At 25.7% G+C, this 13,142-nt stretch carries 13 protein-coding genes; 3 read left to right on the forward strand and 10 right to left on the reverse strand.

Annotated features, from left to right (window positions below; translation table 11 throughout):
- Positions 1–5 precede the first annotated feature (5 nt).
- From ACRYA_RS00695 to ACRYA_RS00740, 10 genes are read right to left on the reverse strand one after another with little or no spacing between them, the layout of a single operon-like run.
- Positions 6–1,175, reverse strand: coding sequence for a nucleotide sugar dehydrogenase (locus ACRYA_RS00695; RefSeq protein ID WP_105917076.1), 1,170 nt, complete (start codon positions 1,173–1,175; stop codon positions 6–8).
- Between the two features lies 1 nt (position 1,176).
- Entirely contained in the window at positions 1,177–1,845 is a 669-nt protein-coding gene (locus tag ACRYA_RS00700) for a class I SAM-dependent methyltransferase (RefSeq protein ID WP_105917078.1), read from the reverse strand.
- A 14-nt stretch (positions 1,846–1,859) separates the two neighbouring features.
- Entirely contained in the window at positions 1,860–2,552 is a 693-nt protein-coding gene (locus tag ACRYA_RS00705; RefSeq protein ID WP_105917080.1) for a class I SAM-dependent methyltransferase, read from the reverse strand.
- Positions 2,553–3,686 (reverse strand): dTDP-4-amino-4,6-dideoxygalactose transaminase, encoded by a 1,134-nt coding sequence (gene rffA, locus ACRYA_RS00710; protein WP_105917082.1) that lies wholly within the window; start codon positions 3,684–3,686, stop codon positions 2,553–2,555.
- A 12-nt stretch (positions 3,687–3,698) separates the two neighbouring features.
- Positions 3,699–4,667: a radical SAM/SPASM domain-containing protein gene (locus tag ACRYA_RS00715; RefSeq protein WP_105917084.1), complete on the reverse strand. Its 969-nt coding sequence runs from the start codon at positions 4,665–4,667 to the stop codon at positions 3,699–3,701.
- Positions 4,667–5,515 carry a radical SAM protein gene (locus tag ACRYA_RS00720; protein ID WP_105917085.1) on the reverse strand — a complete coding sequence of 283 codons (849 nt, stop codon included), beginning with the start codon at positions 5,513–5,515 and terminating at the stop codon, positions 4,667–4,669. The genes ACRYA_RS00715 and ACRYA_RS00720 overlap by 1 nt, the downstream gene beginning before the upstream one ends.
- Complete coding sequence (locus ACRYA_RS00725; RefSeq protein ID WP_265936543.1) at positions 5,512–6,147, reverse strand: WbqC family protein; 636 nt, start codon at positions 6,145–6,147, stop codon at positions 5,512–5,514. Before ACRYA_RS00725 ends, ACRYA_RS00720 begins: the two co-directional genes overlap by 4 nt.
- Before the next feature lie 53 nt (positions 6,148–6,200).
- Positions 6,201–7,223, reverse strand: a complete 1,023-nt coding sequence (locus ACRYA_RS00730) for a TDP-N-acetylfucosamine:lipid II N-acetylfucosaminyltransferase family protein (protein ID WP_105917089.1) — start codon at positions 7,221–7,223, stop codon at positions 6,201–6,203.
- Entirely contained in the window at positions 7,220–8,245 is a 1,026-nt protein-coding gene (locus ACRYA_RS00735; RefSeq protein ID WP_105917090.1) for a hypothetical protein, read from the reverse strand. The genes ACRYA_RS00730 and ACRYA_RS00735 overlap by 4 nt, the downstream gene beginning before the upstream one ends.
- Positions 8,238–10,118 carry a 6-hydroxymethylpterin diphosphokinase MptE-like protein gene (locus tag ACRYA_RS00740; RefSeq protein WP_105917092.1) on the reverse strand — a complete coding sequence of 627 codons (1,881 nt, stop codon included), beginning with the start codon at positions 10,116–10,118 and terminating at the stop codon, positions 8,238–8,240. The genes ACRYA_RS00735 and ACRYA_RS00740 overlap by 8 nt, the downstream gene beginning before the upstream one ends.
- Before the next feature lie 119 nt (positions 10,119–10,237).
- Here ACRYA_RS00740 and ACRYA_RS00745 point away from each other — a divergent pair, with 119 nt between their 5' ends.
- From ACRYA_RS00745 to ACRYA_RS00755, 3 genes are read left to right on the forward strand one after another with little or no spacing between them, the layout of a single operon-like run.
- Complete coding sequence (locus ACRYA_RS00745) at positions 10,238–11,428, forward strand: UDP-N-acetylglucosamine 4,6-dehydratase (RefSeq protein ID WP_105917169.1); 1,191 nt, start codon at positions 10,238–10,240, stop codon at positions 11,426–11,428.
- Positions 11,428–12,564 (forward strand): LegC family aminotransferase, encoded by a 1,137-nt coding sequence (locus tag ACRYA_RS00750; RefSeq protein WP_105917094.1) that lies wholly within the window; start codon positions 11,428–11,430, stop codon positions 12,562–12,564. Before ACRYA_RS00745 ends, ACRYA_RS00750 begins: the two co-directional genes overlap by 1 nt.
- Positions 12,564–13,139 (forward strand): NeuD/PglB/VioB family sugar acetyltransferase, encoded by a 576-nt coding sequence (locus ACRYA_RS00755; protein ID WP_105917096.1) that lies wholly within the window; start codon positions 12,564–12,566, stop codon positions 13,137–13,139. Before ACRYA_RS00750 ends, ACRYA_RS00755 begins: the two co-directional genes overlap by 1 nt.
- The last annotated feature ends 3 nt before the right edge of the window (positions 13,140–13,142 follow it).

The following is a 13,142-nucleotide window of genomic DNA, read 5'->3' on the forward strand; positions in this document are numbered from 1 at the left end:
ATTACCTAATCATCATTTCTAAATATATCTCTAGTATAGACTTTTTCTTTTACATCCATGATAGAGTCACTTAATCTATTTGCCAGTATCACATCACTTATAGCTTTGAATTCAACAATATTTTTAATAACTCTTGAGTTAAAAAAACTATCTTCTTTTAGAACTGGTTCATAAATTACTACTTCTATACCTTTTGCTTTTATTCTTTTCATTATTCCTTGTATTGCAGAGCTTCTAAAATTATCACTTCCACTTTTCATTACAAGTCTATATATACCTACAACCTTAGGATTTCTTTTTATAATACTATCTGCTATAAAATCTTTTCTTGTTGAATTTGATTTTACAATAGCTTCTATTAAATTACTTGGTACTTCACTATAATTTGCTAAAAGTTGTTTTGTATCTTTAGGTAAGCAGTATCCACCATATCCAAAGCTTGGATTATTATAGTGTGTTCCAATTCTAGGATCTAGACCTACACCATCAATTATCTGTTTAGTATCAAGATTATGTGTTTGAGCATAAGAGTCAAGTTCATTAAAGTATGCAACTCTCATAGCAAGGTAAGTATTTGAAAATAGTTTTATAGCTTCTGCTTCAGTTGAGTTTGTAAATAAAATTGGAATATCTTTTTTAATAGCACCAGCAGATAGTAGTGAAGCAAAAAGTTCAGCTCTTTTACTTTGTTCACCTACAATTATTCTACTTGGGTACAAATTATCATATAAAGCTTTTCCTTCTCTTAAAAACTCAGGTGAAAAGATTATATTATTAGTATTGAATTTCTCTTTTAGACTTTTTGTATATCCAACTGGAACTGTACTTTTTATAATCATAGTTGAATTTGGGTTTATCTCTAGCACATCTTTTATAACAGCTTCAACACTTTTAGTATTAAAATAGTTAGTTTCTGCATCATAATCTGTTGGAGTTGCTATTATTATAAAATCAGCATCTTTATAAGCTTCATTTTTATCTAAAGTAGCTTTAAAATTTAAAGTATCTTTTTGAAGATATACACTGATATCTTTATCTTCTATAGGAGATATTTTATTATTTATCATTTCTACTTTTTGTGGAATTATATCAAGAGCTATTACTTCATTATGTTGAGCTAGTAATAGTCCATTTGATAGTCCTACGTAACCAGTACCTGCTATTGCGATTTTCATATTATTGTTTTTTTGTACAAAAGTAAATTTCGCCAGCTGCTTTAGTAATTCCCATAAATTCTATTTCTTCAGGATTTAAAAAATCTTCTGGATAAATAACTTCAACTTTCCAATCACTTTCTGTTAGTCTATCTATATAATCAAATCCATAATTTCTTACATGTTCAGGGTGCCCATAATGCTTAATTCTCTCTTTTGAATCTGTTATTGAGAAGTCTTCTTCTGTAGGACCTTTTGTCATAATTGGTACTAATAAAATAGCCCACCCATCTTTTTTTAATACTCTGTTTAACTCTTTCATAGCCTTTTTATCATCTATAATATGTTCAAGTACATGAGAACAATAAATATAATCAAAAGATTCTTCTATATATTCTATATTTGTAATATCCATGTTGATTTTTGCATTTTTATCATATAAATCTGCTGTTAAATAATTTTCTTTAAATAAATTTGTAAATTTTTGCATAAATATTTTTTCAGGAGCTATATGCAATAAGTTTTTATTTGTGATATCTTTATTTACAATTTTATCTTTTATTACTAACCAACTTAATCTATGCCTTTCTAATGAACCACAATTTGGACATAAGGCATCTTCCCTTGGTTTTAATCCAAAAGAATTAAATTTTTCATGATAAGTTTCACATATTGGGCAATATCTTGACATTTTTTCTCCTAAATTTATTTTTTAGCTATCACAAAATAACCAGCACTTTCATTTGACCAACCTCTATGTTTTGAATCAAGCCAAGGAGCGACTTTTTGTGCAGCATACCAAAATGGTATCAAACAAGCTTTTGTGATTTTTTTTCTTATATTTGAACTTTTTATCCATCTTAAACTAAAATAGTTCATTTTTAAAAACCACATAGTGAAAAATCCTGTAGTTGGTTGAATATGAATATCTTTATATCCTGCTTTTTCAAACATATATTTTAAACCATAAGGTGTATATCTAAAATAATCATAAGGTGCTTCATGAATCCACCACATCCAAGGAACTTGTAAAATTATAGTTCCATCTTTTTTTAAGATTCTGTAGCTTTCATTTAAAAATATTTGAGGTTCACAAAGATGTTCCATCACAGAAAGTGAAATTATTGTATCTGCAAAGTCATTTTCTAATTCAATTTTCTTATTTAAATCAGAAATAATATCTGCTTTTGAGTTATGTAAAGTATTTGTCCAATCAACACCGATATATTCATTAGCATATTGTAAAAAGAAATCTTTGTATGGAGCAGTGCCACAACCTAAATCAACCAATATTCCTTTATAATGTTTTGAGTACTCTAAAAGCCATTTGTCAGCATTATCATATATAAGCCAATTGTATGGTTTTCTATTATTATGAAGTTTACTTGGTTTTTGCATTTATACTCCAAAAAATTTATAAATAATATTAATAATATGTTTTATATCTTTATCTTCTAATTTATAATACATAGGTAATCTAATCAATTTTTCACTCTCTTTTGTCGTATAAATATCTTTTCCAACGAATTTACTAAATTTTAATCCAGCTTCAGAACTATGAAGCGGTATATAATGAAATACAGCATAAATTCTATTTTCTTTTAAATAATCTAATAAAGCTGTTCTTTCTTCCAAATCTTTTACTTTAATATAAAACATATGAGCATTTTGTACACATTCATTTGGAATTTTTGGAAGCTCTATAAAACCTCTGTTTTCAATCTCTTTTAATTCATCATAATATTTTTGCCAACTATTTAATCTATTTTGATTTATCTCATCAGCTTTCTCAAGATTTCCCCAAAGATATGCTGCACTTACATCATTCATAAGATAGCTACTACCCACATCTACCCAAGAGTATTTATCTACCATACCTCTAAAAAATAGACTTCTATTTGTACCTTTTTCTCTTATGATTTCAGCTTTTTCTTTAAACTTTTCATCATTTATGATAAGTAGTCCACCTTCTCCAGCACTTGTATAGTTTTTTGTTTCATGAAAACTAAAAGCTCCAAGATGTCCAATAGTCCCAAGAGCTTTACCTTTATATGTACTCATCATACCTTGTGCTGCATCTTCTACTACAAAAAGATTGTATCTTTTTGCTATATCGATAATTGTATCCATCTCACAAGCAACTCCTGCATAATGAACTGGAACTATAACTTTTGTTTTAGAAGTAATTGCTTTTTCAATTTTTGTCTCATCTATATTCATAGTATCAGGTCTTATATCTACAAAAACTATTTTTGCACATCGAAGAACAAAAGCATTTGCAGTAGATACAAAAGTATATGAAGGCATAATCACTTCATCTCCTTCTTTTATATCTAGTAAAATTGCAGCCATTTCAAGAGCATGAGTACAAGAAGTGGTTAAAAGAGCTTTTTTGCATCTAAGATTTTCTTCAAACCATTTATGACATTTTTTTGTAAATAAATTATCACCACTTATGCTAAAAGTTTCCATTGATTCCTTAATATACTTCAATTCATTACCTGCTACACAAGCTTTTGAAAATCTAATCATTTTTTTATTCCTTTACAAAAGATCGCTGGGAACAAGTTCTTGCATCATATCAGAGTATCCTCTACCTTCTTCTGGCCATCTAGTATGAATCCAATCGGGGCATTGTTTACAAAAATCAAATCCTTTATAATTATTTGATAAATGAGCCTCTCTTAAACTATTCATAAATTCACCTTGCCAAGCTTCTTTTATAGTAGTTTTTGAAAAGTGTATAAAATGTGACTTATTCATCCAATCTGTTGGACAATAAGATAAGTCACCCTCAGGGGTAATTGTTAATCTTTCCCAAGGATATAAGCAAGGTTTTCTCTTTATAGTTTTAAAGCCTTCTTCCATTTTAGATTTAATTCCATCTTTTGCACCACCAGCAGAGTGAAGTCTTCTTATTACTACAAAATCTGCTCCTGCATTTTTCCAAAAATCTTCAAAATTTTTTGTTTCATGTATATTTAATGGTTGTTCGACAAAACTTACAACAAGTTTTGCATCATAACCACCTTCTTTTATTAATTTTATTAGGTTTAAAACATTTGGTCTAACTTTACTTAAATCACCTTTTACTCTTACTTTTGAATAAGTTTCATTACTATATGCATCCAAACTAATATCAAAAACATTTACTCCTGCATCTAGAAGTTTTTTAGATTTTTTATCTGTAAGTAAAACACCATTTGTTGTTACATTTATTCTTGTTTTACTGTATTTACCTGCATACTGTATCATTTCATCAAATTTTGGGTGAATAAGAGTCTCTCCATTTGCTGTATATCTTATATATTGACAAATTCCTAATCCATCTGTTGCTATTTCATCAATAAGTTTTTTATGAAGTTCTATGTCTAAATTTGAACCACTATAAGCATCTGTTTTGATAAAACTTGGATGAGGACAATGTATACATGCAAGATTACAAAACTGAGTGCTATCTACAATAATTTGTGATGGAAATTCACTACTTAAGTGTTTTTGAAAACCATACATTAGTTATTAATTCCATTATTAATAATTGAAAAATGATTGCATTTCTTACATTCGTTGTAATGCATATTGTTTATATTTTCAGTTATTTTTTCTCTATAAAGGGTCATTTCCTCAAATGAAATTTTTTTATTAATAAAAGGACAGATTGAAGTAGTACCATCTTGATTAAATTTTATAACATTATCAAAATAATTACATACTCCATGAATAGGAGGCTCTTTTAAAATAACATTTAAATTAGTTGATCTTTTTAATTTATGAATTTTTAATTTAATATCTGATTGATTGTAAAATATATTATCTTTAATCCATGGTTCATTAGCAAATTCATAATAAACATCAGTTGCATTTAATTCTTTTGCTAAGTCAATAAATTTTTCAATTTCTAGAAAGTTATAATTGTTTATTATAAATGAAACACGCTTTTTTTTATTAGAGAGTTTTTTTACATCTTCTATTAATTTAAAAAAATCATATCCTGGTCTACACTTATCAAATGTATCAGGTGTAGCTGAATCAAATGATATAGTAATTGTATCAAACTGATTTAGCACTGCTAGGTATTTAGAAATATTTGTACCATTTGTAGTAATTCCAATATTAATACCTTTTATTTTAATTTTTTTTATTAATTCAAAAAAATCAATAAACTTCGGGTGTAATGTAGCTTCTCCTAATCCAACTAAATGAATATATACTACATTATCTATATTTTCAATTTTTTTTAAAATATTATTAAAAATTTCTATTTTCATAAATTTTTTATTTAGATTATTTGTATTGTTGTAAGCACAATTAATACATTTTAAATTACATACTGAAGAAATTTCTATATCAACTGATTTCATGAAATACCTTTTTTTAAATATTGTTTTATTTTAGGTCCAGTATTGAATATTAAATCTAAAATAGTAACTCTATGTTCAAAATCTCCGAAAAGTTGGGGATATTCACTATATTTGCTATAATCCATCCATTCTACTTTCAAATTTTCTTTTTTTGCTAGTTCTATATTAAAATAATCTTTTGCAGTAGGACCACTGAGATATATATCAGCATTACAATTTTTACAAATACCTATTATTTTTTCTGTTTTCCCACCAACTAACTTAAATTCATTAGACCACCTTAACTTTGTATTTATTTCTAAAATTTTATTTATAGCAAATATAAATTTATAGTTTATTTGACTTAGATACTCTTCATTGCAATTTAGATATAACTCTTCAAAAATATCTTTGTACTCTTTAAAATATTTTGCTTTAGAGTAGTTTTGAACTAATGTTTTCCAATGTTTTTTTCCCCAAGTTTTATCACTTATTTTTGTTTCATTTATAAGTTGATTTAGATTGTCTTGTCTTACAGGAATAGTTATCCACTGAATACCTTGAGATGTCTTTATCTTATTTCTATTTCGCCAATCATTTTTTGTATATTGTACTTCATCATAAAAAATAAATTCATCTACAATATTTATCATATCAAAATATCCTTTCCATGGAATATAATTTGATTGTAAAATTGCTATTTTTTTCATTTTGAATTAAAAATATCTTGCCATGATTTTATAAGAGAGTTTAATGAATAATATTGTAAAGCAAGTTTTTTATTCTTTTTTGCACTTTTTTGGTCAATTTTTTCTAAATTAAAATTTTTAATATCAAAAATTTCTATATTATTAAATTTTAACTCTTTATAAAAAGAATTTTCTTTTGCAATATATACTTTTTTTCCATAACCAATTAGTAATTTAATATTAGCTCCAGCTTGTTGTCTATTATTATTAAAAATTGCTATATCAATATTTGATAAAATCTTTTTATATGATTTAAATTCAAGAAAATTTATAATGGGTTTAAATTTTTCTTTGAAAATATATTTACCTTCTTTTATTACTTCATCCTTGTATTCTTTAGTTCCATAATTTAGAGGAACAATTATTTCAATATTTGTATCTTTATACTTTTTTAGAATATTAAATACTTCTTTATGTCTATTAGTATCTGTAGCGGAATTTCCAACTAGAATTTTAATTTTATTATTATTTGTATAATTGGAAATATATTCAAAATCAGATATACAATTTGGATAATATTGACTGAAAAATATATTAGTTGATTTAATCTTATATTTTTCTTTAATATAATCTATATCAGATATTGTAGCTGAAATATAATTTCCAATATTTTTTATAACTTTATGTCTCATCCAAGACTGTTTTTCAGGGAAGTAATAATCCCCTCCCCACATGACCCAATAACATTTTTTTAGGAGGTCTTGATTAAAATATAATAAAATATCTACTTTATCCCTCCAAAGTCCATGTAGTATGATTTTTTTTGCCATTTTCATATATTCTAAAAGAGTTATAAATATATCATCATCTGTATGCAAAAACTCTACTTTATGCTCAGGAGTTAATCCATAATCATATTTTTCACTTGTAATAAATATATAGTGGTGATCAACTCTGCCAAAATGCTCATCTACAAAATCTATATAAGGAGCTAAAAATTTATCAAGAATCATCACATGTAGTATTTTATTTTTATTCATTTTTGTACTTCTATAGATTTTTTTATTCTATTTATAACTTTTTTAAAATAATTATGATTTTTATGACCTAATTTTAAATGATAATAAACATAAGCTTTCTTAACAGTTTCATCTAAATTAAAATCTATATCTATACTATATTTTTGGCTATATGATTTAAAACTTATTGCGTTAAAACTATTTCCATATTTATTTATATCATCTTTATTGAAACCTAGATGATCAAGATTATCTATTAGTTTTTGAAAGTATATTTTGTTTTGGTTTTCAAATTCTCTTAAAGTAAAATATTTATCTCTATTAAGACCTAAAGGTAATAATCCTATATCATTTGATTTATATCTTAAAAGATTCATAATAGGCATTTCAAATCTATCTTTAAAAGTTTTTTCATAATTACTTAAATATACTTCCAAATTTTCAAAAATATCTTTTGCATTTTTTAGTTCTAGAAAATTTAGATTGTTATGTTGAAACTTATTTTTTATCTCTTTTATTGAATTTTTATCAAAATATAAAGCTTTGAAATCATACTCAGGAAAATCTCTGATGATTTCATTTATAAATTCGACAAACTCTTCATCTTCCAAATTCTCTTTAGTAGCTAAAAATCCTACACAATTTGATTTATACATATTTTTTAATTCTTCACTTAAAGGTTCACTTAAGCTATGCATAAAACTAGCTTCATTAAATTCTTCATGATTTTTATCGATTAAAGTATATGGAGAGTTTAGAAGCTCTTCACCAGAATCGTTATTTTTAAAAGATATAATAGCTTTTTGTCCTATATATTGTGTTGGTAGATTATATATGAAAGCTTTGTTTTCAACATCATATATATCATCAATTTTTTGTATAAACTCATTTGCTAGAATTGTGTCAATTAGTTTGTTATCTAAGTACACATCTATTTTTTGTATTTCATCACTTCCTACTTTTTTTGCAAAACCTAAAAATGAAAAATAGTTTTCAGTATGAAGAACACCGTATGTTTTATCAAGTTGTATAGGGCTAGTCATTTCTTACCTTTTTAGATTTGATGTCAATTTTATCAAATATGCTATTAAAACTACTCAAAACTTCACAAAGCTGTTGTTCTAAAATCTTATTTGATTCATTACTATTTAAAATACTATTATAAGGCAATATAAGTTTAAAAAATCTATCTAAAATATTACAAATCATAGAGTTTGGATGTTTCTCAAAAACCATTTTAAAATCTTTATGAAAATTTTCTATTTTTATGGTATTTAATTTTTTAATCACTTTTTTTTCTTTTTCAATATCTTTTTTATCAATATCTTCTAGATTTCTTTTGCTTATATTTTGAAGATTTTGTAAAAAATCATTTGTAAGAAGCTCCTTATTTAATTTTTCTAAATCATCTTTTATCTCTTCTATTTTTAACGGTGTACTTCCTTTAAAATATGCTCCAAAGCCTAGAGTATAAACTTTTAAATAGTTTTTATGCTTTAAAATAATCTCTTGTGCACTATCTATCATATCTAAGTACTCTCTAAAAGTAGGGACTTCTTCTTCAAGATTTCCTTTGACATAAACAATATCTTCTCTAAAATCTCCACTATTTTTTGCATTTAGATTTAGTTTTCTACTTGATTTATGAGTTCCTATATGGGTTTTACCATTTTTACTATCAATGCTCGCATCAACTCCCAAAAGATAAATTTCTTTAGCTCCAAGTCTAGCAATTATATCAATACCAATATCTCCAACAGTAACACCACTTAAAAAACCATAGTTAGAAAATAGCTCTAGTGCATTTTGCATAAAAAATATTTTTGTATCTTTTAGTTTTAAGAATAGCTCTGTATCAAGTTTTATAGAAGCTAAAATTATAGAGTCTTGATACATTTTAGAATCAGTATTAAACTGCTCAATCATTGGTTCTTTTTGACCATCAACAGCTAAAATAATATCTGGAATAATTTCTAAAATTATAAGGTGTTTTAAAACTGCACTTGAAGCTACTATTACAAATTTCTCTTGATTTAGATAAAGCCACTCTAAATTTTTTGCCAAAGATACCCCCGCACCTAAAAAAAGAACTTTTTTATTTTGAAATAAATTTTGATTTTGTGATAAATCTATAATACTTTTTTTTTCTTCAAAAAAGTATTTATAACCCCTTTTTAGACTGATTATAAAATCACTAAATGGATAACGCATTTGTGAACTATGAATAAAAATATTTTGTAACTCTTCTATTAAATATGAGTTATTTTCACCTGATAATTCAAAATGAATAATATGATTTAGCTGATATTTATCTTCCAAAAACTTTTTTGTGATATTTTCTAAACCAAAACTATCTTCACTTATAGCAAAAAATAGTTTTGAATTTTTATTTAAAGATTCATAGTCACACAAAAACAAAGATAGTCTAAAAATTTCAATATTTGGCTCGATTATTAAATAACTTTTTGCATTTAAATTATTGTGAAAATCATTTAGATGAACTCCAAGCAAAGTTCCTAGAAATATAAATTTATTTATTTTTATTTCTATATTTTCAAATTTTTTTATATATTCATTTAAATATATATAACTATTTATCTCACCTTCATAGTGATTCTTCTTTTTTACTTGTTCCATTTTTATAAGATTGAAAGCATTTGAAAGTGAAAAGTTATTTACTCTATCTAAAGAGTCGCTAAAAGGCTCTCTTTTGTATAAATCTTTTTTTGTTTTTAAATCTATGAGCTTAAATTCATCATTTATAAACTCTAAAGAGTAGTTTTGGATATTTTGTTTCTCAATAAAAACTATTTTTTCATAAAGATTTATATAATTTTTTTTGAAAAACTCTATATTTTTAAGATATATTTGTTCTAAAGTTTGTTGTAACTCTTCTAGTTGTTTTTGTTTATCCATTTTTTTCTTTCAAGTTTTTGTGTAAGATTTTAGCAATATTTGTATATATTATAAATAAAGTATGTGCTACAATACAATATAAAAAATTATTAATCTTTTGTAGGAGAGTATATTTGAAAATAGTTAAGATATTGGAACTAATAGGCAGAACCAAAGAACTTTTTCAAGAAGATATACAAACTCATGAAAAAGATCTCTCAAAAATAGTATCAAATTCAACTTTTTTAGTTATTGGTGGAGCAGGAAGTATTGGTCAAGCTGTTACAAAAGAGATATTTAAACGAAATCCGAAAAAGCTTCATGTTGTTGATATTTCTGAAAATAATATGGTTGAACTTGTTCGAGATATAAGAAGTAGCTTTGGATATATAAATGGAGATTTCCAAACATTTGCACTTGATATTGGAAGTAGCGAATATGATGCTTTTATAAAAGCAGATGGAAAATATGATTATGTTTTAAATCTATCAGCACTTAAACATGTACGAAGTGAAAAAGACCAATTTACTCTTATGCGAATGATCGAAACAAATGTTTTTAACACAGATAAAACACTTCAACAATCAATTGAAAATGGAACTAAAAAATATTTTTGTGTCTCTACAGATAAAGCTGCAAATCCAGTAAATATGATGGGTGCAAGTAAACGAATTATGGAGATGTTTGTCATGCGAAAATCGCAACAAATTAATGTTTCAATGGCTCGATTTGCAAATGTAGCTTTTAGTGATGGAAGTTTACTTCATGGATTTAATCAAAGAATTCAAAAAAATCAACCGCTTGTTGCTCCAAATGATATAAAAAGATATTTTGTAACTCCACAAGAGAGTGGTGAACTTTGTTTGATGTCTTGTATTTTTGGTGAAAATAGAGATATATTTTTCCCAAAACTAAGTGAACATTTACACCTTATAACTTTTGCAGATATTGCTGTAAAATATCTTAAAAATTTAGGATATGAACCATATTTATGTAAAGATGAAGATGAAGCAAGGCAATTAGCTAATACTTTACCTATTAAAGGAAAATGGCCTTGTTTATTCACTGCCAGTGATACAACTGGTGAAAAAGATTTTGAAGAATTTTTTACAGATAATGAAATATTAGATATGAATAGATTTCAAAATCTTGGAATTATAAAAAATGAAGCAATATTTGATGAAAAACTCTTAAATGAGTTTGAAACTACAATTAAAAAATATAAACAAAATTTACAATGGAGTAAAGATGATATTGTAAAAGAGTTTTTTAAAATGATTCCAGACTTTGGACATAAAGAAACAGGTAAATATCTTGATGGGAAGATGTAATGCAAAAAATAGTTGATTTTATAAAACAAACTTTTAATACAAATGAGTTTATACCTTTACATGAGCCAAGATTTATTGGTAATGAAAAGAAGTATTTAAATGATTGTATTGATTCTACATTTGTATCAAGTGTTGGAAAATATGTAGATAGTTTTGAAAAAGAGTTTGCTGCATCTGTTGGAGCAAAATATGCAATAGCTACTGTAAACGGAACAGCTGCTTTACATATATCACTTATTTTAGCTGATGTAAAAAAAGATGATGAAGTTATCACTCAACCACTTACTTTTATAGCTACTTGTAATGCAATTTCTTATATTGGAGCAAAACCAATTTTTGTAGATGTTGATTTAGATACAATGGGGTTAAGCCCAAAATCACTTAAAAACTTTTTAGAAACTAATTGTGAAATTGTAGATAATAAATGTATAAATAAAACTACAAATAAACAAATTAAAGCTTGTGTTCCTATGCATACTTTTGGGCATCCTTGCAGAATTGATGAGATAAAAGATATCTGTGATACTTGGAGTATAACTTTAGTAGAAGATGCAGCAGAGAGTTTAGGAAGTTTTTATAAATATAAACATACTGGAACTTTTGGAAAAGTAGGTGCATTTAGTTTTAATGGTAATAAAATTATCACAAGTGGTGGTGGTGGAGTTATTGTTACAGATGATGAATCTTTAGCAAAAAGAGCTAAACATATCACAACAACAGCAAAAATTCCTCATCCTTATGAATATGTTCATAGTGAAATTGGATATAACTATAGACTTCCAAATTTAAATGCAGCTTTGCTTGTAGCTCAGCTTGAACAGTTAAATAAATTTTTGGCTTCAAAAAGAGAGTTAGCAAAAATATATAAAGAATTTTTTTCATTAAATAGTATAAAGTTTATAGAAGAACCAAAAAATAGTAAATCAAACTATTGGCTTCAAGCTGTTTTACTCGAGGATATAAAACAAAGAGATGATTTTTTAGAGTTTACAAATAAAAATGGTGTTATGACAAGACCTATTTGGAAACTTATGAATGAACTTGATATGTTTAAAGATTGTCAAAAAGATGATTTAAAAAATTCAAAATATTTAGAACAAAGAGTTGTGAATATTCCTAGTTCGGTTATTTTGTAATGAAAGAAAAGATAGTTCTTATTGGTGGTGGTGGGCATTGCCATAGTGTTATTGATGTTATTGAACAAACAAACAAATATGAGATTATTGGTATTGTTGATACAAAAGATAATATTGGAAAAAAAGTTTTAGATTATGAAATTATTGCTTGTGATGATGATTTAAAAACTATTTTTGGAACTTGTAAAAATGCAGTTATTACAATAGGATATATAAAAACAAATGAGTTAAGAAAAAAACTATTTGAAAAACTTATAAATATAGGATTTAATTTTCCAACTATCATTTCACCACTAGCTTATGTTTCAAAACATTCATTTATAGATGAAGGAACTGTGATTATGCATCATGCACTTGTAAATGCAAATGCAAAGATTGGAAAAAACTGTATAATAAATACAAAAGCTTTGATAGAACATGATGCAATTATAGAAGACAACTGCCATATCTCAACTGCAAGTATTATAAATGGTGGAGTTATTGTAAAAGAAAATAGTTTTGTTGGAAGTAATGCTACTTCAAAACAATATACAGAAATTGCTGGATTTGTAAAAGCAGGGAGCCTAGTAAAGTGAAAG

This window comes from Aliarcobacter cryaerophilus ATCC 43158, from assembly GCF_003660105.1.
GTDB classification, from domain to species: Bacteria; Campylobacterota; Campylobacteria; order Campylobacterales; family Arcobacteraceae; genus Aliarcobacter; species Aliarcobacter cryaerophilus.

What these genes read in the sequence shown, in the direction of transcription:
- ACRYA_RS00735 (WP_105917090.1), bottom strand. Translation starts at nt 8,245, where the DNA reads ATGACTAGCCCTATACAACTTGATAAAACATACGGTGTTCTTCATACT.
- ACRYA_RS00755 (WP_105917096.1), top strand. Translation starts at nt 12,564, where the DNA reads ATGAAAGAAAAGATAGTTCTTATTGGTGGTGGTGGGCATTGCCATAGT.
- ACRYA_RS00730 (WP_105917089.1), bottom strand. Translation starts at nt 7,223, where the DNA reads ATGAATAAAAATAAAATACTACATGTGATGATTCTTGATAAATTTTTA.
- ACRYA_RS00705 (WP_105917080.1), bottom strand. Translation starts at nt 2,552, where the DNA reads ATGCAAAAACCAAGTAAACTTCATAATAATAGAAAACCATACAATTGG.
- ACRYA_RS00750 (WP_105917094.1), top strand. Translation starts at nt 11,428, where the DNA reads ATGCAAAAAATAGTTGATTTTATAAAACAAACTTTTAATACAAATGAG.
- ACRYA_RS00695 (WP_105917076.1), bottom strand. Translation starts at nt 1,175, where the DNA reads ATGAAAATCGCAATAGCAGGTACTGGTTACGTAGGACTATCAAATGGA.
- rffA (WP_105917082.1), bottom strand. Translation starts at nt 3,686, where the DNA reads ATGATTAGATTTTCAAAAGCTTGTGTAGCAGGTAATGAATTGAAGTAT.
- ACRYA_RS00720 (WP_105917085.1), bottom strand. Translation starts at nt 5,515, where the DNA reads ATGAAATCAGTTGATATAGAAATTTCTTCAGTATGTAATTTAAAATGT.
- ACRYA_RS00725 (WP_265936543.1), bottom strand. Translation starts at nt 6,147, where the DNA reads ATGATAAATATTGTAGATGAATTTATTTTTTATGATGAAGTACAATAT.
- ACRYA_RS00740 (WP_105917092.1), bottom strand. Translation starts at nt 10,118, where the DNA reads ATGGATAAACAAAAACAACTAGAAGAGTTACAACAAACTTTAGAACAA.
- ACRYA_RS00700 (WP_105917078.1), bottom strand. Translation starts at nt 1,845, where the DNA reads ATGTCAAGATATTGCCCAATATGTGAAACTTATCATGAAAAATTTAAT.
- ACRYA_RS00715 (WP_105917084.1), bottom strand. Translation starts at nt 4,667, where the DNA reads ATGTATGGTTTTCAAAAACACTTAAGTAGTGAATTTCCATCACAAATT.